General features: G+C 64.5%; 20 protein-coding genes and 1 pseudogene. 6 read left to right on the top strand and 15 right to left on the bottom strand.

Annotated features, from left to right (window positions below; translation table 11 throughout):
* Positions 1–6 precede the first annotated feature (6 nt).
* From ACE10Z_RS07650 to ACE10Z_RS07630, 5 genes are all read left to right on the top strand, one after another.
* On the top strand, positions 7–957 hold the full coding sequence (locus ACE10Z_RS07650) for a hemin ABC transporter substrate-binding protein (protein ID WP_375787380.1): 951 nt from the start codon (positions 7–9) through the stop codon (positions 955–957).
* Positions 954–2,054 (top strand): FecCD family ABC transporter permease, encoded by a 1,101-nt coding sequence (locus tag ACE10Z_RS07645; protein WP_375787379.1) that lies wholly within the window; start codon positions 954–956, stop codon positions 2,052–2,054. Before ACE10Z_RS07650 ends, ACE10Z_RS07645 begins: the two co-directional genes overlap by 4 nt.
* Positions 2,051–2,854: a heme ABC transporter ATP-binding protein gene (locus ACE10Z_RS07640; protein WP_375787378.1), complete on the top strand. Its 804-nt coding sequence runs from the start codon at positions 2,051–2,053 to the stop codon at positions 2,852–2,854. The genes ACE10Z_RS07645 and ACE10Z_RS07640 overlap by 4 nt, the downstream gene beginning before the upstream one ends.
* Positions 2,855–2,962: 108 nt before the next feature.
* Positions 2,963–4,315, top strand: a complete 1,353-nt coding sequence (locus ACE10Z_RS07635; protein ID WP_375787377.1) for an esterase-like activity of phytase family protein — start codon at positions 2,963–2,965, stop codon at positions 4,313–4,315.
* Positions 4,316–4,622: 307 nt separating this feature from the next.
* Positions 4,623–5,066 (top strand): hypothetical protein, encoded by a 444-nt coding sequence (locus ACE10Z_RS07630; RefSeq protein WP_375787376.1) that lies wholly within the window; start codon positions 4,623–4,625, stop codon positions 5,064–5,066.
* Positions 5,067–5,248: 182 nt separating this feature from the next.
* On the opposite strand, the gene ACE10Z_RS07625 is transcribed toward ACE10Z_RS07630, so the two are convergent.
* From ACE10Z_RS07625 to ACE10Z_RS07565, 13 genes and pseudogenes are all read right to left on the bottom strand, one after another.
* On the bottom strand, positions 5,249–6,916 hold the full coding sequence (locus ACE10Z_RS07625; protein WP_375787375.1) for a mucoidy inhibitor MuiA family protein: 1,668 nt from the start codon (positions 6,914–6,916) through the stop codon (positions 5,249–5,251).
* A 267-nt stretch (positions 6,917–7,183) separates the two neighbouring features.
* A complete protein-coding gene (locus ACE10Z_RS07620; RefSeq protein ID WP_375787374.1) occupies positions 7,184–8,356 on the bottom strand; it encodes a thiolase family protein in 1,173 nt (390 codons plus the stop codon).
* Positions 8,349–8,540 carry a hypothetical protein gene (locus tag ACE10Z_RS07615; protein WP_375787373.1) on the bottom strand — a complete coding sequence of 64 codons (192 nt, stop codon included), beginning with the start codon at positions 8,538–8,540 and terminating at the stop codon, positions 8,349–8,351. The genes ACE10Z_RS07620 and ACE10Z_RS07615 overlap by 8 nt, the downstream gene beginning before the upstream one ends.
* A gap of 95 nt (positions 8,541–8,635) precedes the next feature.
* Positions 8,636–10,225, bottom strand: coding sequence for a phosphoglycerate dehydrogenase (serA, locus tag ACE10Z_RS07610; RefSeq protein WP_375787372.1), 1,590 nt, complete (start codon positions 10,223–10,225; stop codon positions 8,636–8,638).
* A 233-nt stretch (positions 10,226–10,458) separates the two neighbouring features.
* On the bottom strand, positions 10,459–11,631 hold the full coding sequence (locus tag ACE10Z_RS07605; RefSeq protein ID WP_375787371.1) for a phosphoserine transaminase: 1,173 nt from the start codon (positions 11,629–11,631) through the stop codon (positions 10,459–10,461).
* A gap of 78 nt (positions 11,632–11,709) precedes the next feature.
* On the bottom strand, positions 11,710–11,922 hold the full coding sequence (locus ACE10Z_RS07600) for a hypothetical protein (protein WP_375787370.1): 213 nt from the start codon (positions 11,920–11,922) through the stop codon (positions 11,710–11,712).
* 168 nt (positions 11,923–12,090) lie between these two features.
* Positions 12,091–12,561, bottom strand: coding sequence for a GNAT family N-acetyltransferase (locus ACE10Z_RS07595; RefSeq protein ID WP_375787369.1), 471 nt, complete (start codon positions 12,559–12,561; stop codon positions 12,091–12,093).
* A gap of 18 nt (positions 12,562–12,579) precedes the next feature.
* A complete protein-coding gene (locus ACE10Z_RS07590) occupies positions 12,580–13,170 on the bottom strand; it encodes a glutathione S-transferase family protein (protein ID WP_375787368.1) in 591 nt (196 codons plus the stop codon).
* A 71-nt stretch (positions 13,171–13,241) separates the two neighbouring features.
* Entirely contained in the window at positions 13,242–14,093 is an 852-nt protein-coding gene (locus ACE10Z_RS07585; RefSeq protein ID WP_375787367.1) for an outer membrane protein, read from the bottom strand.
* Positions 14,094–14,272: 179 nt separating this feature from the next.
* Positions 14,273–15,124, bottom strand: a complete 852-nt coding sequence (locus ACE10Z_RS07580; protein WP_375787366.1) for an outer membrane protein — start codon at positions 15,122–15,124, stop codon at positions 14,273–14,275.
* 318 nt (positions 15,125–15,442) lie between these two features.
* Positions 15,443–15,607: pseudogene (locus ACE10Z_RS07575) on the bottom strand (MFS transporter); the annotation flags it as partial.
* Between the two features lie 172 nt (positions 15,608–15,779).
* Positions 15,780–17,126 carry a phosphoglucosamine mutase gene (glmM, locus tag ACE10Z_RS07570; protein ID WP_092117402.1) on the bottom strand — a complete coding sequence of 449 codons (1,347 nt, stop codon included), beginning with the start codon at positions 17,124–17,126 and terminating at the stop codon, positions 15,780–15,782.
* Positions 17,127–17,342: 216 nt separating this feature from the next.
* Positions 17,343–17,516 (bottom strand): hypothetical protein, encoded by a 174-nt coding sequence (locus ACE10Z_RS07565; protein ID WP_375787365.1) that lies wholly within the window; start codon positions 17,514–17,516, stop codon positions 17,343–17,345.
* A gap of 123 nt (positions 17,517–17,639) precedes the next feature.
* On the opposite strand from ACE10Z_RS07565, the gene ACE10Z_RS07560 reads away from it, so the two are divergent.
* Positions 17,640–18,776 (top strand): L-lactate dehydrogenase, encoded by a 1,137-nt coding sequence (locus ACE10Z_RS07560; protein ID WP_375787364.1) that lies wholly within the window; start codon positions 17,640–17,642, stop codon positions 18,774–18,776.
* A 204-nt stretch (positions 18,777–18,980) separates the two neighbouring features.
* Here the strand turns inward: ACE10Z_RS07560 and ACE10Z_RS07555 are convergent, their stop codons facing one another.
* Complete coding sequence (locus tag ACE10Z_RS07555; protein WP_375787363.1) at positions 18,981–19,589, bottom strand: hypothetical protein; 609 nt, start codon at positions 19,587–19,589, stop codon at positions 18,981–18,983.
* 255 nt (positions 19,590–19,844) lie between these two features.
* The gene (locus ACE10Z_RS07550) at positions 19,845–20,423 is read right to left on the bottom strand and encodes a hypothetical protein (RefSeq protein WP_375789770.1); all 579 of its coding nucleotides are present in this window, start codon (positions 20,421–20,423) and stop codon (positions 19,845–19,847) included.
* Positions 20,424–20,527 lie beyond the last annotated feature (104 nt).

Here is a 20,527-nt window from a genome sequence, read left to right as displayed (position 1 = left end):
GCCCCGATGACGATTTGTCGCACGCTCGCTCTGCTCGCGCTCTCCTGTCTGCTGCCGATCGGCACGGCGGCCGCCGAGGGCATCACCGTGCACGACGCACGCGACCGCGACGTCGTGATCGATGATTCCACGCGGATCGTCTCGATCGGCGGTGCGATCACCGAGATTCTCTATGCGCTCGGCTTCGAGGACCGCATCGCCGGTATCGATGCGACCAGTCTCTACCCACCGTCCGCGCTGCGTGAGAAGCCCGACGTCGGCTACATGCGCCAACTGTCGCCGGAGGGTGTGCTCGGCTTGCATCCGTCGCTGGTGCTCGCGGTGCAGGGCTCCGGGCCGAAGGAGACCATGGACGTGCTGGAGGCGGCCAAGGTGCCGCTGGTGCTGGTGCCGGAAACGTTCTCGGAGGCCGGGCTGGTGGAGAAGATCAGGCTGGTAGGCCATGCCATGGGCGCCGATCCGCGCGCCGCTTGCCTGGCCACAGCGGTGGAGAGCGACCTCGCACAATTGCGCACACTGCGCGCCAAAGTGAAAAAGCCGGTGCGCGTGATGTTCGTGATGTCGCTCCTGAACGGCCGGGCGTTGGCCGCGGGCCACAAGACCGCCGCGGACGAGATCATCCAGCTCGCCGGCGGCGTCAACGCGATCGACGGTTACGACGGCTACAAGCCGGTCAACGACGAGGCCATCGTGGCCGCCAAACCCGACGTCGTGCTGTCGATCGATCGCGGCAAGGACTCGCTGACGTCGGACGCCGTGTTCGCGCATCCGGCCTTCGCGCTGACACCGGTTGCGGCCAACAAGGCTTTCATCTCGATGGAGGGGCTTTATTTGCTCGGCTTCGGACCGCGCACCGCGGCCGCGGCACGCGACCTCTCGGTCAAGCTCTATCCGGCGCTGGCGCCGGAGGCCGCCACCTTCAAGCCGGCAGCGCTGACCCCGAACTGTCGGCAATGAGCGTGCTGACCGAACGCCCCACGCGCGCGAAACAACGGCGCGCCGGCATGTCGCTGCGGCCGGCGGCGACACTCACCCTCCTTTGCCTGCTTGCAGCGCTCGCAGCAAGCGCGTTGATCGCCCTGACGGTCGGGGCCGCCGGCATTCCATTGGCACGGCTTCCCGCCGCGCTCGGGCTATGGGCCGACGGCGTGGCCAACCCGCTGCTCGCGCGCGACCAGCTTGTGGTGTGGTCGATCCGGATCCCGCGGATCGCGGCGGCCGCCATGGTCGGCGGACTCCTTGCCGTATCAGGCACAATCATGCAGGGCCTGTTCCGCAACCCGCTCGCCGATCCCGCGCTGGTCGGCGTCTCCTCCGGCGGCGCGTTTGCCGCCGCAGTGGCGATCGTGTTCACCGACAGCCAGCTCGGCGAGAGCCAGCGCTTCCTGCAACACCAGCTGCTGCCGATCGCGGCCTTCGCCGGGTCGCTGATCACGACCATCGTGCTTTATGGCATTGCGAGCCGCGGCGGCCGAACCTCGATTGCGATCTTCCTGCTGGCCGGGCTTGCGATTGCCGCGATCGCCAATGCCGGCATCGGGCTCCTGGTCTTCGTCGCCGACGACCGCCAGCTGCGCGACATCACCTTCTGGATGCTGGGTTCGCTGAGCGGTGCAACCTGGACCAAGCTCACGGCGCTGGCGCCGGTGCTGGCCATTGCCCTGATCGCCTGTCTCTCGATCGCCCGCGGGCTCGACGTGCTGGTGCTCGGCGAGGCCGAGGCGTTCCACAGCGGCGTCGACGTCGAACGGCTGAAGCGGATCTCGATCGTGCTGGTATCGGCGATGACCGGGGTTGCGGTCTCGGTCTGCGGTGTGGTCGGTTTCGTCGGCATCGTGGTGCCGCATCTGCTGCGGCTGGTGATCGGACCCGGGCATCGCCTGCTGCTGCCGGCGTCCGCATTGCTCGGTGCGATCCTGCTGGTCGGCGCCGACACAGTGGCGCGCACCATCGTGGCTCCGGCCGAGATGCCGATCGGCATCCTGACCGCTGCGATCGGCGCGCCGTTCTTCCTCGCCATGCTGCTGCGCCAGCGCTCCCTGGTATCGATATGACAGCACTCCTGGAGGCGCAGTCGGTATCGATGACGGTCGGCGGCGCCGCGCTGGTCGATACGGTCTCGCTGCAGATCGGCGCCGGCGAGATGGTCGCGATCGTGGGTCCCAACGGCGCCGGCAAATCGACGTTGTTGCGGATACTGTCGGGCGATCTCCGTCCGTCGCGCGGAACGATCCGGCTCAGGCAGCGCGACCTCACCAGCTACGCGCCGCGCGAGCTGGCACAGCACCGCGCGATGCTGTCGCAGCACGTCAACGTCACCTTCCCGTTCACGGTCGAGGAAATCCTCAGCATGGGCGCCGGCGAAAGCCCGCGCGCGGTGACGCGTGCGCTGGTCACTGCCGCGCTGGACGAGGTCGGGCTGGCGCATTTCCGGCTCAGGCAATTGCCGACGCTGTCCGGCGGCGAGCAGCAGCGCGCGCATTTCGCCCGCGTGCTGGTGCAGCTCGCCTGCGGCGAAGCGCTGCACGGGCCGGGGCTGTTGCTGCTGGATGAGCCGACATCGAGCCTCGATTTGCGGCATCAGATCGATCTGGTCGAGACCGCCCGGCGGCGCGCCGCGCGCGGCACCGCCGTGATCGCGATCCTGCATGATCTCAACCTCGCGATGCGGTTCGCCGACCGCATCCTGCTGCTGCATCGCGGCCGGCTTGCCGTCGACGGCGACCGCGCCGCCGCGATGCGGGCCGACACGCTGAGGCAGATCTTCGAGATCGACGCCACGATCGACTACACCGGAAGTGGCGTGCCGTTCCTGCTGCCGCAGACGATGCGGCCGGCGGCCAAGGCGACGTAACGCCGCAAGCCTTATTCCGTCACAACAGCGCCGATTCACAAAACTGTCAGCCGGCTGTAACAGGCGGCTCGGAGAACACCGCATCGTCTATCCTTTGGGAGATCAACCATGCGCCTGTCACTGCTCTGTTCCGTCGCCTCGATCCTGCTCGCCACATCGGCGTTCGCGCAGAGCGAGGGCGAATTCCCGGCAACGCTGGCAGGACACGCCGTGATGCCCGCAGAGAGCTTCATCGACGCCCCCGCCGACGCCCCGGCCGATCTGAAGACATCGGGCAAATACACCACCGGCAAGCGCGTCGACGCCATCGGCACCGTGATGGGCAAGTCCTATGAGCGGCCGACCGGCGTGTCGTTGCCGTTCAAGGGCCAGCCGCTGCAAGGCCATTCCGGCATCAAGGCGATGCCGGACGGCTCGTTCTGGGTGATCACCGACAACGGCATGGGCGCGCGCTACAACTCGGCGGACTCGATGCTGTACCTGAACCGCTACAAGATGGACTGGACGAGCGGCAAGATCGAGCGTCAGGAGACCGTGTTCCTGCACGATCCCGACAAGAAGGTGCCGTTCCGCATCGTGCATGAGGACACCGCCAAGCGCTACCTCACCGGCGCCGACTTCGATACCGAGGGCTTCCAGATCATCAACGACATTTTCTGGATCGGCGACGAGTTCGGACCGTACATCCTCAAGGCCGACAAGACCGGCAAGATCCTCGCCGTGTTCGAGACGGTCGCCGACGGCAAGCCGGTGCGCTCGCCGGATCACTGGGCCGTGCAGTCACCCGGCGCGCCCGGCGCCACCTACACCAACGTCAACCTGCGCCGCTCCAAAGGCTACGAAGGCTTTGCCTCCTCCAAGGACGGCAAATTCCTCTACGGCCTGCTCGAGGGGCCGCTGTGGGATGCCGACAAGAAGGACTGGGAGAAGGTCGACGGCAAGGAAGCCTCGCGCATCCTCGAATTCGACGTCGCGGCGGAGAAGTTCACCGGTCGCTATTGGCAATATGTGTTCGAGCAGAACGGCAACGCGATCGGCGACTTCAACATGATCGATCCGACCCAGGGCCTCGTGATCGAGCGCGACAATGGCGAAGGCACCGCCGACAAGGCCTGTCCGCAGGGCCAGCGCGGCGAGAACTGCTTCCCTGACCTCGCCAAGTTCAAGCGGGTCTACAAGATCGAGCTGTCCGACGCCAATGTCGGCAAGCCGGTGCGCAAGATCGCCTCTATCGACCTGATGAAGATCCGCGATCCGAACAAGAAGGCCCGCAAGCCGCTCAACGACGGCGTCTACACCTTCCCGTTCTTCACCATCGAGAACGTCGATCGGGTCGACGAGACCCACATCATCGTCGGCAACGACAACAACCTGCCGTTCTCCTCGAGCCGCGATCCGAACAAGGCCGATGACGACGAGTTCGTGCTGCTCGAAGTCGGCGACTTTCTGAAGGCGAAGTGAGGCGGTAGCTCGCGCAATACACGACAGCGTCATCGCCCGGCTCGCCGCCTCCGCTAAAGCTTCGGCGCGCCATGCACTCATGGCCTCGTCGAAGCCTTGGCGTAGACGGGACCGGGCGATCCAGTATTCCAGAGACGTTCGAATGCAACGGATAAGCCGCGGCGTACTGGATGCCCCGCTCAAGGCGGGGCATGACAGCGAGTTTGCGGAAGCAGCCCATTCCAAAGGTTGTCCTGCAATTGCCCTTCTACCGAAGCGCTCAATGGTGATAGCCTCGGCCGATACTTGAATCGCTTCGGGGCAAATCATGCGAGAAAATTCCAGCCTGACCTACATCGAGGCGTTCATCGCCGCGGGCTTCGTTGCGTACCTGAGCTGGGACCAGAGCTGGGGGCTTCCACCCGGGCTCATCGCTTTGATGCTCGGCGTGATCGTCTACTTTGCCTACCTATGCTTGATGCGACGGTTGGTGAGATTTCATCAAAACACTTATGAGGTCGTGGCGACGATCCTGGCCGCTGTGTGGGGCGTGTTGGCTTACCTGGTCACGGGCGCGCTGCAGGCGGGATTCGCCAATCAGATTCCCGCCTCGCTGCTGATGCATCTATGGCCCTGGATCGCGGCGCTGGCGGCTTTCATTGGAGCCCTCGCCAGCAAAGTGCGCTTCATGGACGATGTTCGCGAGTATGTCGTCGGCCGTCGCGCGCGCTGGGACAATCAACAATGGCTGGAGGAGGACGCGGGCTTCTAGAGCGGGATGACTTTTTCTTCGAATCATCATCCCGCTCTATCTCTTTGTTTTGAGCATGATCTTTTTCGGAAAACCGCTACACACTTTTCCGGATCATGCTCTTGCCGGCGTCCTCCCGCGGAGCGTCACTCCTTCTTCGTCCGACAATTTTCGCGAACGTCGCGTCGTACACCCGGTGCAGATCAGCCTGCCGGCACCATCACGACGCCCTTGTCCTTGGGCCAGCGCATCCGCCAGGCGAAATTGATGTCACGGACTTCGCCGGCCTTGGCCTCGAACGCCCATTCCAGCACGCCGCGCTTGTCGCGCAGGTTGGTTGTCGTCGCAGGCGTCGACGACGGCAGCATCTCGACCACGATATCGTCGTTCTCGCTGACCGGGAGCTGATCCTGGATCGCGACCTTGATCGGGAAGTCATGGCCGTTGCGCACCGTGGTCTTGAACGCGCGCTCGTCGGTCTTCGACGTCGTCACGATCAGGCCGGCAGAGCCTTCATTGCGCTTCACCACCGTGCGCTCGATCTTGACCTTGTCGTCGGCGCCGAAGCCGAGCCGCACGGTCTCGTCCTTGGCGGCGGTCGCCATCCGGCTGCGGCCGACAAAGATGCCGTCGCGATAGATCGCGACCTGCCCCGGCAGCAGCGGCGCCTCGTCGGCCTGCACGAAGCTCGCCTCCAGGAACGCGGTCGGATCGATCACGGGCACGGCGCGGATTGCGAGATCGGGGGCAATCGTCGCCGTCGAGATCCGCAGGCTCTTGGCGCTCTCATTAGCGGCGACGCTGACGCGGCCGGGAATCTTGAAGGTGGCCTGGAAGGCGCCAACCTCGGCAACGGCGTCCCGCTCCTCGGCCTGCTTGAACAGATGCTGCTCCATCGGCGGCGCAGCCGGTGCGGGCATCAGCGCCGAGGGCTGTTGCACGCTGTCGAAGGCTCTGCCGGCGGCCAGCGGCCGCGGCGGCTGCGGATATCGCACGATCAGCGAATTGAGGTCGGGCGCGTTGCCGCCGCGTGCGACGCGCACGGTGGAGACAGTGAGCGCGACGTTCGACCAGTCCTCGCCGGTCGACTGGGTGATCTCGGCGCGGCGCACCAGTTCGATCGCCGGCTTGCGATCCTTGGCGCCGGTATCGAGACGGGCGTCGTAAATCGGCATCCAGCGCGCGTTGCGCACCGCATAGGTCACCCGCAATGTCGCGCGGGTCGCGGCAGCGGAGGCCAGTTCGATCCGCACCTCGAGCTTGCTCGGCGGCTTGGCGGCGCGATCGGCCTCGAGGCGCGCGATCTCGCGATCGATGTCGCGTTGCTTGCGCGCGGCGTCGCGGATCGCGGTGTCGGCGGTTGCGACTTCGTCCCCGACCGCCGAGAACGCGGCGCGCCACTCGCTGACCGGACGCGCCTCGCCCTTCTCGCCGATCCCGACCGGCGAAGCCTCGGCGAAATGTTCGGCGAATTTGCGCCGCGCATCGGCCGAGGCGATGATCCCCTGCAGATCCTCGCGCTGATCCCGCAGCGCCTCGATCCGCTTGTCGATCTCGGGCAGGTTCGCCGGCTGCACCGGGCGCGGCGGCCGCGCATCGATCGCCCCGATCGTCAGCCTGCCGCCCGCCTCGCCCTCGATGCGGAGCGAGGACGGATCGAGGCCCATCGGGAAATCCTTCGCGACGAGCGTGTTGTCACCGGCGGGCAGATCCAGCGTGATGACGCGAGTGACGCTCGCGCCATCGGGATAGACAGTGACGGCGTCGACCTGCGACGCCGCATCGAGATCGGCCGCATGGAGCGGCCCGGCAACCAGCGCACCCGCCAGCACCAGGCTGGTGGTCACAAGACAATTCGCAATCTTTCGCATCACATCCCTCCGGGAAACATCGCATCGCGCGAGACGAACGGCGCGCCGGGCTCAGAGGCGGGCCGCCTCTCGTGGTGAGACGCAGCGAGGAAAGGACTGGTTCGATTGAGGTTTCCCTGCGGCGCGACGATGGCGCGCTCGCGGCTGCCGGATGGCGCGGCGATGTCGGGTGGTCACGTCCACCGTCAATGCACGGATAGCGGCACAAAAAAGCACGGCGCCCTGAGGCGCCGTGCTGCAAATCTTGAGCAGTGCCGAGCCGTACGCTTAGCTGTAGATCTCGAACAGGCCCGCGCCGCCCTGACCACCGCCGATGCACATGGTCACGACGCCCCACTTCGCCTTGCGGCGACGGCCTTCCTGCAGCAGGTGGCCGGTGAGCCGGGCGCCGGTCATGCCGAAGGGATGGCCGATCGCGATCGAGCCGCCGTTGACGTTGTACTTCTCGGGATCGATGCCGAGCTGGTCGCGCGAATAGAGGCACTGGCTGGCGAAGGCTTCGTTGAGCTCCCAGAGATCGATGTCGTCGATCTTCAGGCCGTGGCGCTTGAGCAGCTTCGGCACGGCGAACACCGGACCGATGCCCATCTCGTCGGGCTCGCAGCCGGCCGAGGCCCAGGCCACGAAGCGGCCCAGCGGATTGAGGCCGCGCTTCTCGGCGTCCTTGGCTTCCATCAGCACCACGGCGGCGGCGCCGTCGGACAGCTGGCTGGCATTGCCGGCGGTGACGAACTTGCCCGGACCCTTGACTGGCTCCAACTTGGCAAGGCCTTCCAGCGTGGTCTCGGGGCGGTTGCACTCGTCGCGATCGACGACGTAGTCGACGATCGACTCGGCCTTGGTCGCCTTGTCGACCACCTTCATCTTGGTCTTCATCGGGACGATTTCGTCCTTGAACTTGTTGGCCTGCTGCGCGGCCGCCATGCGGCGCTGCGACTCCAGCGAATACTCGTCCTGGTATTCGCGGCTGACCTTGTAGCGCTCTGCGACGATGTCGGCGGTGTCGATCATCGCCATGAAGATGGCGGGCGCGGTCTTGAGCAGATCCGGATCGATCGATTCCTTCGGCGAGCCGCCGCCGGGAATCGAGATGCTCTCGACGCCGCCGGCGACGATGCAATCGGAGCCGTCGGAACGGATCGAATTGGCGGCCATCGCGATGGTCTGCAGGCCCGACGAGCAGAAGCGGTTCACCGAGACACCGGCGGTCGTCTTCGGCAGGCCGGCGAGCAGCGCCGCCTGGCGGCCGATGTTCGGCGCGCCATGCGCGCAATTGCCGAGATAGCAATCCTCGACGTAGTCCTTGTCGACGCCGGCGCGCTCGACCGCGTGCTTGACGGCGTGCCCGGCCAGCGACATCGGCGGGGTGATGTTGAATCCGCCACGGCCGGACTTCGCCAGGCCAGTGCGCGCGTAGGAAACGATTACGGCTTCACGCATTGTTTTCTCCCTCTGAGATCGCCGGATAGTGGCGTGTCTTGACGCCTTCGTACACATATTTTGGACGCTGCAACAGGAATACCAGACGCCCCGGAACGGCAAACGCCGCCTCCGGGGCCGGAGACGGCGTCATGTTCCGCAGATCGGAATTTGGACGTGCTTGAACGGTATCGCCGCTCGTCATGCCCGGGCTTGACCCGGGCATCCACGTCTTTGCGCCACGTGACAGTAAGACGTGGATGGCCGGGTCAAGCCCGGCCATGACGATGGAGAGAGCAGTTAGAACGTCAACGCTTTGGCCTGCTTCACCTGTGGCAGCGACTGCACCTTGGCGAGCAGATCCGCCGGCACCGCGCCGTCGACCTCGACCAGTGCGATGGCATCGCCGCCCTGCTTGACGCGGCCGAGATGGAAGGTCGCGATATTGATTTTCGCATCACCCAAGAGGCTCGCGAACGCGCCGATGAAGCCCGGCTTGTCCTCGTTGGTCACGTAGATCATCGACTTGCCGAACTCGGCGTCGACGCGGATGCCCTTGATGTCGACGAGGCGCGGCTTGCCGTCGGCGTACACGGTGCCGGACACCGAACGCTCCTGGCGCTCGGTGGTGACGGTGACGGTGATCAGGCTTTCGTAGTCGCTCTGCGCCGCGCGGACTACTTCGTCCACCACCATGCCGCGCTCCTTGGCGACAACAGGCGCCGACACCACGTTGACCTCGCCCAGCATCGGCCGCAGCAGGCCGGACAGCACCGCCGAAGTGATCGCCTTGATCTTCATCTCGGCGACGTGGCCCTCATAGGTGATCGTGGTCTTGAGGATGCCGCTCTCGGTGAGCTGGCCGGCGAACGAGCCGAGCTTCTCGGCGAGCTCGATGAACGGCCTCAGCTTCGGCGCCTCTTCCGCGGTTATCGATGGGAAGTTGACCGCGTTCGAGATCGCGCCCGACAAAAGATAGTCCGACATCTGCTCGGCGACCTGCAGTGCGACGTTCTCCTGCGCCTCGGTGGTGGAGGCGCCGAGATGCGGGGTGCAGATCACGTTGGGATGGCCGAACAGCACGTTCGCGGTCGCCGGCTCCTCGACGAACACGTCGAAGGCGGCGCCCGCGACATGCTTGGAATTCAGCGCATCGACCAGCGCCTGCTCGTCGACCAGACCGCCACGGGCGCAGTTGATGATGCGCACGCCCTTCTTCATCTTGGCGATCGCGGCCGCGTCGATCACGTTGCGAGTTTTCTCGGTCAGCGGCGTGTGCAGCGTGATGAAATCGGCGCGCTTGAGCAAGTCGTCGAGCTCGACCTTCTCGACACCGATGTCCTTGGCACGCTCCGGCGACAGGAACGGATCGAACGCGATCACCTTCATGCGCAGGCCGAGCGCGCGGTCGGCGACGATCGAGCCGATATTGCCGCAGCCGATCACCCCAAGCGTCTTGGCGGTGATCTCGACGCCCATGAAGCGGTTCTTCTCCCACTTGCCGGCCTGGGTCGAGGCGTCGGCCTGCGGGATCTCGCGCGCCAGCGCCAGCATCAAGGTGATGGCGTGCTCGGCGGTCGTGATCGAATTGCCGAACGGCGTGTTCATCACGATGATGCCCTTGGCGGTCGCGGCCGGAATCTCGACATTGTCGACGCCGATGCCGGCGCGGCCGATCACCTTCAGCTTCGTCGCCTTCTCGATGATCTTGGCGGTCGCCTTGGTGGCCGAGCGGATCGCAAGGCCATCATAATTGCCGATGATCTCGGCGAGCTTGTCCTTGTCCTTGCCGAGATTGGGCTGGAAGTCGACCTCGACGCCGCGATCCTTGAATATCTGCACGGCGGCGGGAGACAGCGCGTCGGAAATCAGAACTTTGGGTTTTGTCATGTGACTGTTCCTCTGCCCTGCAGCGGGCGGGTCTCTTGGACCAATGTGGTGAAGTCTCAGATCACTTCTCCCTCTCCCCGTTCTTACGGGGAGAGGGTTGGGGTGAGGGGCAGCCACGGGCGAGGAACAAGCCGAGAAGGCCCCTCACCCGGATTGCACGGGACGATGCTACGCATCGCCCGGAGAAATCCGACCTCCCCCCGTAAGAACGGGGAGAGGTGACAAGAGAAAGCTTAGGCCGCCTTGGGCAGCGCGGCCTTGGTCTCGGCGAAGGCCCAGTCGATCCACTGCGTCAGCAGCTCGACGTCCTTGGCCTCGACGGTGGCGCCGCACCAGATCCGCAGGCCCGCCGGCGCATCGCGGTAGTACGCGAAGTCGAAGCCGGCGTTCTCCTTCTCCACCAGCGCGACCAGCTTCTTGCAGAAGTCGGCCTGCGCTTCTGATGGAAGCGAGGTGATCGCGGGATCGGTGAACTTCAGGCACACCGAGGTGTTGGAGCGGATCGCCGGGTCCTTGGCCAGGAAATCGATCCAGGGCGTCTTTGCCTTCCAGTCGGCGAGCGCCTTGGTGTTGGCGTCGGCACGCGCGATCAGTGCCTTCAGGCCGCCGATCGACTTCGCCCAGTTCAGCGCATCGAGATAGTCCTCGACGCAGAGCATCGACGGCGTGTTGATGGTCTCGCCCTCGAAGATGCCCTGGTTGAGCTTGCCGCCCTTGGTGAGGCGGAAGATCTTCGGCAGCGGCCACGCCGGCTTGTAGGTCTCGAGCCGTTCCACCGCACGCGGCGACAGGATCAGCATGCCGTGCGCTGCTTCACCGCCGAGCGCCTTCTGCCAGGAGAAGGTGACGACGTCGAGCTTGGCGAAATCGAGCGGCTGCGCGAAAGCGGCCGAGGTCGCGTCGCAAATCGTGAGGCCTTCACGGGTTGCGCTGATCCAGTCGGCGTTGGGCACGCGCACGCCCGAAGTGGTGCCGTTCCAGGTGAACACGACGTCGGATGCGGGATCGACCTTGGCGAGATCGGGGATTTCACCGTAAGCCGCATTCAGCTTGGTGACGTCCTTCAGCTTCAGTTCCTTGACGATGTCGCTGACCCAGCCCTCGCCGAAGGATTCCCAGGCGAGCGTGGTGACGGGCCGCGCACCGAGCAGCGACCACAGCGCCATCTCGACCGCGCCGGTGTCCGACGCCGGCACGATGCCGATCTTGTAGTCGGCAGGCACCTCGAGCACTTCGCGCGTCAGTTCGATCGCGAGCTTGAGCTTCGCCTTGCCGACCTTCGCACGATGCGAGCGGCCGAGGGCGGCGTCCTTGAGATTGTTGGGGTTCCAGCCGGGGCGCTTGGCGCAGGGGCCGGAGGAGAAATGCGGCACATTGGGCCGCGAAGCGGGCTTCGCTGCAGTCATAATCTACCCTTCCAGATAGCTGCCTCTCGGTGGGGAGAGGTTTCCCGCGGTCGGAGATAGTGGAAGGGCACCAAAACGTCAAGGAAGTTCAGACTTTTCCGAGGCAATCGGGGGATCACGGCTGATTGATGGGGCGTCCTCGACCTGCTGCATGGTCTCCTGATCGAGCAAATCTGCCGCGAGAGTCATGATCTTAACCGCCTTGCGCCGGCTCGATATTTTCAAAATGCTCTTATCGCCGGCCTGCACGATGTACTCGTTGCCGACCCGGACGATCGAATAATCCGACATCCAAATCCCCAGTTGCCCGCCGCCCCGTGGGAGACGCCCGACATACCGGACTCGTTCCGACCCGTAAATTCACGGAGGCCGGCTTAGTTTATTGGCTGTTAACCGGACAGCGCAGCAGCGGCTACCGCAGGCATTGTCTTCTGTGCGGCACAACTTGGTGCGCGCACGTCAAAAACGGAGCGTCATGCCGACATGGCTGCGCGCGAATCCGAGCCGCTCATAGAAGCGCTGCGCATCGACGCGCGTGTGATGCGTCAGCAACTCGACGAGCATGCAGCCTTGCGCGCGCGCCTCCGCGACCGCCCACTGCACGAGCGTCTCGCCGATGCCGCGGCTGCGGCAGTGTGTTGCGACGCGGACGTCCTCGAGCAGGCCGCGCGAAGAGCCCTGAGAGCTGATCCCCGGCAGAACCGCGAGCTGCAGGCAGCCGACCACGGCACCCTCCCTGTCGACGGCGACGACGAGCTGCAGGTTGGGATCGCGCTCGACCCGCGCGAAGGCGTCGTAATAGCTTTGCGGCAGCGGATCCTCGATCCGCTCGCGCGCACGGCCGAGCGGATCGTCTGCCAGCATGCCGACGATGGCGGCGACATCCTCGCGGCGCGCGCGGCGGATCGTGATCGATGAAGCTTCAGTCATATCGATGTTCACCAGAGCTCAGCGCACCGCCGGCAGGCCGAGCACATGCTCGGCATCGGCGATCCAGCGGCGGATCATGGGATAGGCCGCGAGCGCAAGGCCGCCATCCTCCGCCATGCGCGTATAGGCAAGCAGCGAGACGTCAGCCAGCGAGAACGCATCGCCGACCAGGAATTGCGCGCCGGCAAGATGCCGCTCAAGATGATCGAGCGCCACATAGCCGCGCGTGATGAGGTTCGGATCGATCTCCGACACCGCCTTGCCGAGATACACGGTCTGAAAGCGGCAGACGGCAACATAGGGCTCATGGCTGTTCTGCTCCCAGAACATCCAGGCATCCATCTGCGCCGCGCGATAGGGATCCCCGGGGATCAGATCGCTGCCGCGCGCGAGGTAGCGGATGATGGCGTTGGATTGCGCGAGCGTGCGGCCGTCATCCAGTTCGACCGTCGGCACCTGGCCCCAACCGTTCAGCTTGAGGAATTCCGCCGTCCGGCTGCCGCCCTTCATGGTGTCGATCTCGACCCACGTGTACGGCAGCACCAACTTGTCGCACACCCATTTCACCTTCAGACAATTGCCTGAATTGGCGTCGCCGTAGATTTTCATCTGAGGTCGCTCCGCTTGCGGAGCAACATCGGATCAGCCGCACATTGCAGTGTCAAGCAAGGTGGCGCGCGTCAGAACTTGTAGCCGATGGCAGCACGAACGCTGTTCTGCGTGACCGACGTATTCTTGACCGGGCTGAACTTGACGTATTCCCACTCGCCGCGCAGGAAGACACAGTTCCACAACATGTATTCCAGGCCGAGACCAGCGGTCCAGCCGGCAACGTAGGCGTCCGTTTTCGCATCCGTCGCGGTTTGGGAAAACTGCGGCAGTGCAAAGGTGGACGAACTTCCGTTAGCAAAGTTGATCGTTCTGTTCACAGAGCTTGTGACCGTGCGCGAAACATCCATTCGGCCGACGGCGAGGCCGCCGAAGGCGTAGGGCAGAAAGTCACCGGTTGCCCAACCGGCGCGGCCGCGGAATGTCATCTCGTCCTTGAGCTTCAGCGAAGCGCTTCCATTCAACGTCACGCCATCGGCGGCAGACGCGCCGGCCGGCAGGACCAGGGTTGGCTGAGCGACTTGAATCGGACCCAGGCTTCCGGAGGTCGTTGTCGTAAGGCCGGACCAATAGGTGTAGTTTGCTTCGACACCCACCACGGCGTCGTCAAACTGATAGTTGCGTCCGACAAACGCTCCGAAGCCCGAGCTTTGCGCATTGACCCGGCCCAGCAAATTAAACTGGGACGTCGGCCCCTGCAGCGTGGTGTTGCGGAAGATGGAATTGGTCAGCGAAGCAACGCTGCCCCCGAAGTCGGTGTTGATCCATGTCTGGCCGACCTGACCGCCGGCATACCAGCCGTCCCAGTTTCTGGTCGGCGCGCTGGAAGCGGGAAGACTGCCGCGAAGGAAATCAGGCATATCGGCCGCCTGCGCGCCGGTCACCGCCCCGAACATCATCGCCGCCAGCAAGAACCTACGCATTGCAACGCTCCATCCCACTCACCGAATGCGCGTTGATCATCGCCTGTTAACCTTAACCAATCGTTGTCGCCGGCCGCTTTCGACCAGTCAAGTTGCAGAAGGCGCGACACGACACGGCAAAGCAAAACGGCGCGGGATGATCCCGCGCCGTTGCAATCGTTAACCGTGAAGGGGCGAAATTAACCCTTGCGGATCAGCGGGGGCGGCGGCGGAGGAGGCAGCACGTCGCAGCAAGGCAAGGCGAAGCGTACGCCGAGCTTCACGTCCTGCGAGGTCATGTCGCGGAACTGGAAGGTCGAAGGACCGACCGGCGTGCCGTCGAAGAAGTGGCCCTGGCCGTGGCCGGCGGTGCCCATGTCGAGGTAACGATAGGCCAGTTCAACCGTGAAGTTGTTGGTGACCCTGTAGGCGACACCGGCATGCAGCGCCCAGGCGAAGTTGGTCTTGGTCGCACCGTCGGCGATGAAGGAGCTGGTCAGGCCGGATCCGCTCGGGAACGTGGTGACGTCGGAGAAGGCCGAGGTCTTGATCACCGCGGCACCGACACCGGCACCGATGAACGGGGTCAAGCAACCCCAGGTGCCGAGATCGGCATAGATGTTCGCGAGGCCGACCCAGCTCTGGACGCCGCCATGATAGGTGTCGCCCAGCGAACTCGGCCCGGGGAACGTGAAGAAGTCGGTGCCGTTGAAGCTCACCTTGGAGCGATACTCACCGGTGATGTCGGCGCGGAACCAGCTGTTGAACTGATAGCCGACGCCGACGCCGAACAGCATGCCGCTGTCGAAGCCGGTGCCGAACTGGCTGAACGCGGTGCCGGCCGGCAGCGTGTCGTAGGCAGCGGCGTGCAGCTTGGCTTGCGTGTTGGTCATGCCGATGTCGCCGCGCAGATACCAGCCGCCGAAATCCTGGACCGGCGGAGGAGCATACGCCATCGGGGGCGGCGGCATGATCGGCATGTCGGCAGCGAACGCCACCGAAGACAGCAGGGATGCCGCGCCTGCGGCAATCAGGGTCGTTACGCTACGCATTGGCTTCGTCCTTTTGGGCCAAGTGAGGCGACACACGAAAGCCCCACGTCTGAAACTCAAGGCGGACGATGCCAGCAAATGTTTAAGCGGCACTTAACCCTAATTTTTAAGGTTGATTTTCTCTCACCGTTTTCTGCGGCTGTTGCTTATGGGTCCATAGACGCGCGCGTGCGGAGGCGAAAGATGGCGACCTCGCCACAGGTGCTAATGAAGCGTTGACGCAGGCGCAGGGTTTGCCGCGCACGCAAGCCCTGAGTGTTAGCGAATGCTTAATGCGGAGCGCCCTCGCCGCGGACGTTCAGCGAACGGCCTTCGGCATTATCGGAGGAACACCGCGATCAGGCCGATCGCCGGCGGGAATGCGCACAGCTGATAGACGAAGGCGATCGAGGTGTGGTCCGCGAGCTTGCCAAGCACCGCGGCGCCGCGACCACCGATGCCGAAGGCGACGGCGAAGAAGACGCCGGAGATCATGCCGAAGCGAAAAATGCCGCCGCGTCGTACGACGCGGCGGTAGGGCAAACCAGTTGCATTAGCTAGTGGCAGCGATGCGCTGTGAAATCAGCAATTGAGCTCAATCCCCGTCATCCCCGCGCAAAGGCTTCGCCTTTGCGCGGGGATGACGGATCACTGGCTGACGCGGCCGGACGGGGCCCTAAGCCGCCGCGGCGTGGCCGAGTGCGCTGACGATATTGTCGACGACCTCTTCCACCAGGATGCGATCGTCGCCCTCGCCCATGACGCGGATCACCGGCTCGGTGCCGGAGGGGCGGATCAACAGACGGCCATGGCCGTTAAGGCGCTTCTCGCCGTCGGTGATCGCGGACTTGACCTCGGCGTCGTCGAGCGGCTTGCCGCTGCGATAGCGAACGTTCTTCAGGATTTGCGGCAACGGGTCAAAACGCCGGCAGATCTCCGACACCGGGCGGCGCAGCTTCTGCACCACGGCCAGCACCTGCAACGCAGCGACGAAGCCGTCGCCGGTGGTCGAATAGTCCGACATGATGATGTGGCCGGACGGCTCGCCGCCGAGATTGTAGCCGCCGCTCAGCATCTGCTCGAGCACGTAGCGGTCGCCGACCGGCGTGCGCACCATCGAAATCCCGTGGCCCTGCAGGAAGCGCTCCAGCCCGAGATTGGACATCACGGTCGTGACGATGCCGGGCTTGGCGAGACGCCCCTCTTCCTTCCAGCTCTGCGCGATCACCGCGAGCAGCTGGTCGCCGTCGACGATGTGGCCGCGCTCGTCGACCAGGATGACGCGATCGGCGTCGCCATCGAGCGCGATGCCGATGTCGGCGCGCATCTCGCGCACCTTCCGCGACAGCGCTTCCGGCGAGGTCGAGCCGCATTCCTTGTTGATGTTGAAGCCGTCGGGTTCGACCCCGATCGGCACCACGTCGGCGCCGAGCTCCCACAGCGCTTCCGGCACCACCTTGTAGGCGGCGCCGTTGGCGCAATCGACCACGACGCGCAAGCCGTCGAGCGAGAGGTCGCGCGGCAGGGTGCGCTTGGCGAATTCGATGTAGCGGTCATGGACGCCGTCGATGCGGCGGGCGCGGCCGAGGCTCGCGCTCTGCGCCAGGCGGCGGTCGAGCGATTCGTCGAGCAGCTGCTCGATCTGCTTCTCGACATCGTCGGAGAGCTTGAAGCCCTGCGGGCCGAACAGCTTGATGCCGTTGTCCTCGAAAAGATTATGCGACGCCGAGATCATGACGCCGAGATCGGCGCGCATCGACTTGGTCAGCATCGCGATCGCCGGCGTCGGCATCGGGCCGACCAGCAGGACGTCCATGCCGACCGAGGTGAACCCTGCGACCATGGCGTATTCGATCATATAGCCGGACAGCCGCGTGTCCTTGCCGATCACGACGCGATGGCGATGGTCGCCACGCTGAAACACCAACCCTGCGGCCTGCCCCACCTTGAGCGCGAGCTCCGGCGTGATCAGCCCATTGGCGCGGCCCCGAATTCCATCGGTCCCGAAATATTTGCGGCTCATGATACCCCCAACACGGACCTCTCGAACCACCCGGCGAGAGAGTCCTGAACGCCTACCAGTGTAGCGTGCATCGGCCTTATAGACTGCCAGGCGCTAAAATGACTTCAAAAAATATGATGAATCATTACCGCGGCTAAACCCCGCGCTTCGACCTTAAAGCACTGAAAGATATAACATTATTGCCTGCTCGGCAACCACCGGAACGAACGCTGTCCCCTATCCTTTGCCGCCGCGCTTGACGTGCTGGTCGCCCTTGCTCGGGGCTGGCTGGGTGACATTAACGGGGTCGGAACCGGGAAACGTCTCCTCCAGGCCCTCTTCCAGGGCCTCATCGAGCCGGCGCTTTTCGGCATTCTCGTCTGGCTTCGGCTTGGAGCCTGATTGCGTCATCGTACTCTCCCATCCGTCTTCAGATTTGGCGGGCCCTCCAACCATGCTAGATGACGGCAAGACCGAACACCCGCAAGACGTCTCCATCGAACTTGCGACCGAGAAGAAGGGCCGGGAACGTCCATGAAGCACATTACCTGCATCGAAGATCTGCGCCAGCTGCACAAGCGCAGGGTGCCGAAGGCGTTTTTCGATTATGCCGACCGCGGCTCCTACACCGAGGATACGCTGCGCGCCAACTCCGAAGACTTGCAGCAGATCAAGTTCCGCCAGCGCATCCTGGTCGATGTGTCCAAGCGCAGCCTGGCGACCACGATCCTCGGTGAGCCCTCGGCGATGCCGCTGATCCTGGCGCCGGTCGGCCTGCTCGGCATGCAGCACGGCGACGGCGAGATCTACGCCTGCCGCGCGGCGCAGGCGGCCGGCATCCCGTTCACCCAGAGCACGATGTCGATCTGCTCGATCGAGGATATTGCGGCCGCCGTCGACAAGCCGTTCTGGTTCCAGCTCTACGTCATGAAGGATCGCGGCTTCATCAAGTCGCTGATCGAGCGCGCGATTGCGGCGAAATGCTCGGCTCTGGTGCTGACCGTCGACCTGCAGGTGATCGGGCAGCGCCACCAGGACATCAAGAACGGCATGACGGTGCCGCCGGAATGGTCGCTGTCGAAGCTCTTGGACTTCGCGAGCAAGCCGTCATGGGTCGCCGGCGTGCTGCGCGGCAAGCGCCGCAGCTTCGGCAACATAGTCGGTCACGTCAAAGGCACCGAGGATCTGACCAAGCTGTCGGAATGGACGGCCTCGCAGTTCGATACCACGCTGAACTGGAAGGACATTGACTGGATCCGCAGCATCTGGCCGGGCAAGCTGATCCTCAAGGGCATCCTCGACGTTGAGGACGCCGAGCTCGCCACCAAGACCGGCGCGCAGGCGATCGTGGTGTCCAACCATGGCGGCCGCCAGCTCGACGGCGCTCCGTCCTCGATCGAGGTGTTGCCGGAGATCGTCGACGAGGTCGGCTCGAAACTCGAAATCATGTTCGACGGCGGCATCCGCACCGGCATGGACATCATGCGCGCGCTCGCGCTCGGCGCGAAGTCCTGCATGATCGGCCGCGCCTATGCCTACGGCCTCGGCGCCGGCGGCCAGGAAGGTGTCGCCAAGGCGCTCGACATCCTGGGCAAGGAGCTCACCACCACGATGGGGCTGTGCGGCGTCAACACGATCGCCGAGATCGACGACAAGGTGCTGGCGGTTTAGCGCGGCTGTCGCCGTCGTAGCCCGGATGCAGCGAAGCGCAATCCGGGAGAATCTCTCCGCGGACAGATTTGCCCCGGATTTCGCTTCGCTCCATCCGGGCTACGCTATCGTAGATCGTCATTCCGGGATGGTCCGAAGGACCAGACCCGGAATCTCGAGATCCCGGGTTCGATGCTGCGCATCGCCCCGGGATGACGCTTCGCGTCACATCGGCGGTGTGACGCCGTCGCGGCCGACATTGACGCGGTTGGCTTCCAGCGTGCCGTCGTCCTTCTTCACCGCGCCGAAGATGATGATCTTGGCGCCCGGCCTGAGCTCCGACTTGTCGCCGGAGACGAAGGTGACGACCGGGGTTCCCGGCGGCACCACGACCTTCTTCTCACCATCCTTGTATTTCACCCGGATGTTCTGGCCGTCGGTACCCTCCACCGTCTCGGCGACGGTGGCGTTGGTCATGGTCGAGTTGGCACGCAGATCCCAGGGACGAAAGCCTTCGGCGGCACCGCGCTGGTTCTCCGGGAAGATGTGAACCGCAATCGCCCTCTGCGTTCCATCCGGCTCGGGCATCGCGGTGACGCCGATATAGGAACCGGCCTTGATCTGCGACAGATCGGTCTTGGCGACGCCGAACACCGCGACGTTGTCGGTCGTGCGTACCTTCATATCGTCGCCGTCGCGCGACTTGATCGACAGCATCGCGCCGTCGACGGCCTCGATGGTGCCGCGAATGCGCACCGTCGGCGGCTGCTGCGCCGATGCGGCCGAGGTGAAGGCAACGAGAAGCAATGCGGCGAACAGCGTCGATTTCGACATGGTGTCCCTCATGGGTTTGGCTGGCGGAATAGGGAACACCGGGGAGTTGAAGGTATTCCGTGCGGCTACCTCCCCTTCGCGGGAAGGCGGCACGCACGACAACTACGCTTCGCATGACGGGCTGTTACAGCGGTAACGGACAGGTGATGTTGCGCTGCTGCTGTAGCCCGGATGGAGCGAAGCGCAATCCGGGGACCGCCTCCGTGGAAAGATTCCCGGATTTCGCTTCGCTCCATCCGGGCTACGTACCAAGCGTCACATCGGCGGCGTCAGGCCATCGCGGCCGACGCTGATACGGTCGGTTTCGAGCGAGCCGTCGGGCAGCTTCTTCATGAAAGCGATGACCTTGGCGCCGGCCTTCAGATCCGCCTTGCCGCCGGGAACATAGGTCACGACAGGCGTGTCGGGCGTGACCTGCACCTTCTTCTCGCCGTCCTTGTACTTGACCAGCAATGTATGACCGTCATTGCCGACGACGGATTCCGTCACGGTGGCGTTGGTCATGCTGCTGTTCGGCTTCAGATCGTACGGGCGCGAGCCTTCGCCGGTGCCGCGCATGTTTTCGGGGAAGACATGGACCTCGACCGCTTTCGGCACGCCGTCGGGCCCCGGCACCGTGGTCGTGCCGATGAAGGAACCGACCTTGATGTCGGACAGCGCGATCTTGGTGAGGCCGAGCACCACCATAGTGCCCGCCATGTGCAGCTTGACGTCTTCACCGCTGCGCGACTTCACCGCGAGCGTATCGCCATCGACGCTCTCGACGGTTCCGCGCACCCGCGTCGGCGTGGGCGGCTGCTGCGCAAGCGCGTAGAGCGTGGATGCCGTCACCATCGCAAGCGCAATGAACGGACGAATGAAATGGGAACGGCTGGCAGGCATGGGGATCTCCGGGAGGGAACGCGGGGGACTAACACGAGACACCCTGCCGGAGACGC

Origin of the sequence: Bradyrhizobium sp. Pha-3, from assembly GCF_042258615.1 — a bacterium.
Taxonomy (GTDB): domain Bacteria; phylum Pseudomonadota; class Alphaproteobacteria; order Rhizobiales; family Xanthobacteraceae; genus Bradyrhizobium.
This window is presented reverse-complemented; position numbering and strand designations above follow the sequence as displayed.

What these genes read in the sequence shown, in the direction of transcription:
- ACE10Z_RS07595 (WP_375787369.1), bottom strand. Translation starts at nt 12,561, where the DNA reads ATGACTGAAGCTTCATCGATCACGATCCGCCGCGCGCGCCGCGAGGAT.
- ACE10Z_RS07635 (WP_375787377.1), top strand. Translation starts at nt 2,963, where the DNA reads ATGCGCCTGTCACTGCTCTGTTCCGTCGCCTCGATCCTGCTCGCCACA.
- ACE10Z_RS07590 (WP_375787368.1), bottom strand. Translation starts at nt 13,170, where the DNA reads ATGAAAATCTACGGCGACGCCAATTCAGGCAATTGTCTGAAGGTGAAA.
- ACE10Z_RS07565 (WP_375787365.1), bottom strand. Translation starts at nt 17,516, where the DNA reads ATGACGCAATCAGGCTCCAAGCCGAAGCCAGACGAGAATGCCGAAAAG.
- ACE10Z_RS07625 (WP_375787375.1), bottom strand. Translation starts at nt 6,916, where the DNA reads ATGCGAAAGATTGCGAATTGTCTTGTGACCACCAGCCTGGTGCTGGCG.
- ACE10Z_RS07585 (WP_375787367.1), bottom strand. Translation starts at nt 14,093, where the DNA reads ATGCGTAGGTTCTTGCTGGCGGCGATGATGTTCGGGGCGGTGACCGGC.
- ACE10Z_RS07555 (WP_375787363.1), bottom strand. Translation starts at nt 19,589, where the DNA reads ATGTCGAAATCGACGCTGTTCGCCGCATTGCTTCTCGTTGCCTTCACC.
- ACE10Z_RS07550 (WP_375789770.1), bottom strand. Translation starts at nt 20,423, where the DNA reads ATGGTGACGGCATCCACGCTCTACGCGCTTGCGCAGCAGCCGCCCACG.
- ACE10Z_RS07600 (WP_375787370.1), bottom strand. Translation starts at nt 11,922, where the DNA reads ATGTCGGATTATTCGATCGTCCGGGTCGGCAACGAGTACATCGTGCAG.
- ACE10Z_RS07605 (WP_375787371.1), bottom strand. Translation starts at nt 11,631, where the DNA reads ATGACTGCAGCGAAGCCCGCTTCGCGGCCCAATGTGCCGCATTTCTCC.
- ACE10Z_RS07650 (WP_375787380.1), top strand. Translation starts at nt 7, where the DNA reads ATGACGATTTGTCGCACGCTCGCTCTGCTCGCGCTCTCCTGTCTGCTG.
- serA (WP_375787372.1), bottom strand. Translation starts at nt 10,225, where the DNA reads ATGACAAAACCCAAAGTTCTGATTTCCGACGCGCTGTCTCCCGCCGCC.
- ACE10Z_RS07620 (WP_375787374.1), bottom strand. Translation starts at nt 8,356, where the DNA reads ATGCGTGAAGCCGTAATCGTTTCCTACGCGCGCACTGGCCTGGCGAAG.
- ACE10Z_RS07580 (WP_375787366.1), bottom strand. Translation starts at nt 15,124, where the DNA reads ATGCGTAGCGTAACGACCCTGATTGCCGCAGGCGCGGCATCCCTGCTG.
- ACE10Z_RS07640 (WP_375787378.1), top strand. Translation starts at nt 2,051, where the DNA reads ATGACAGCACTCCTGGAGGCGCAGTCGGTATCGATGACGGTCGGCGGC.
- ACE10Z_RS07630 (WP_375787376.1), top strand. Translation starts at nt 4,623, where the DNA reads ATGCGAGAAAATTCCAGCCTGACCTACATCGAGGCGTTCATCGCCGCG.
- ACE10Z_RS07615 (WP_375787373.1), bottom strand. Translation starts at nt 8,540, where the DNA reads ATGACGAGCGGCGATACCGTTCAAGCACGTCCAAATTCCGATCTGCGG.
- ACE10Z_RS07645 (WP_375787379.1), top strand. Translation starts at nt 954, where the DNA reads ATGAGCGTGCTGACCGAACGCCCCACGCGCGCGAAACAACGGCGCGCC.
- glmM (WP_092117402.1), bottom strand. Translation starts at nt 17,126, where the DNA reads ATGAGCCGCAAATATTTCGGGACCGATGGAATTCGGGGCCGCGCCAAT.
- ACE10Z_RS07560 (WP_375787364.1), top strand. Translation starts at nt 17,640, where the DNA reads ATGAAGCACATTACCTGCATCGAAGATCTGCGCCAGCTGCACAAGCGC.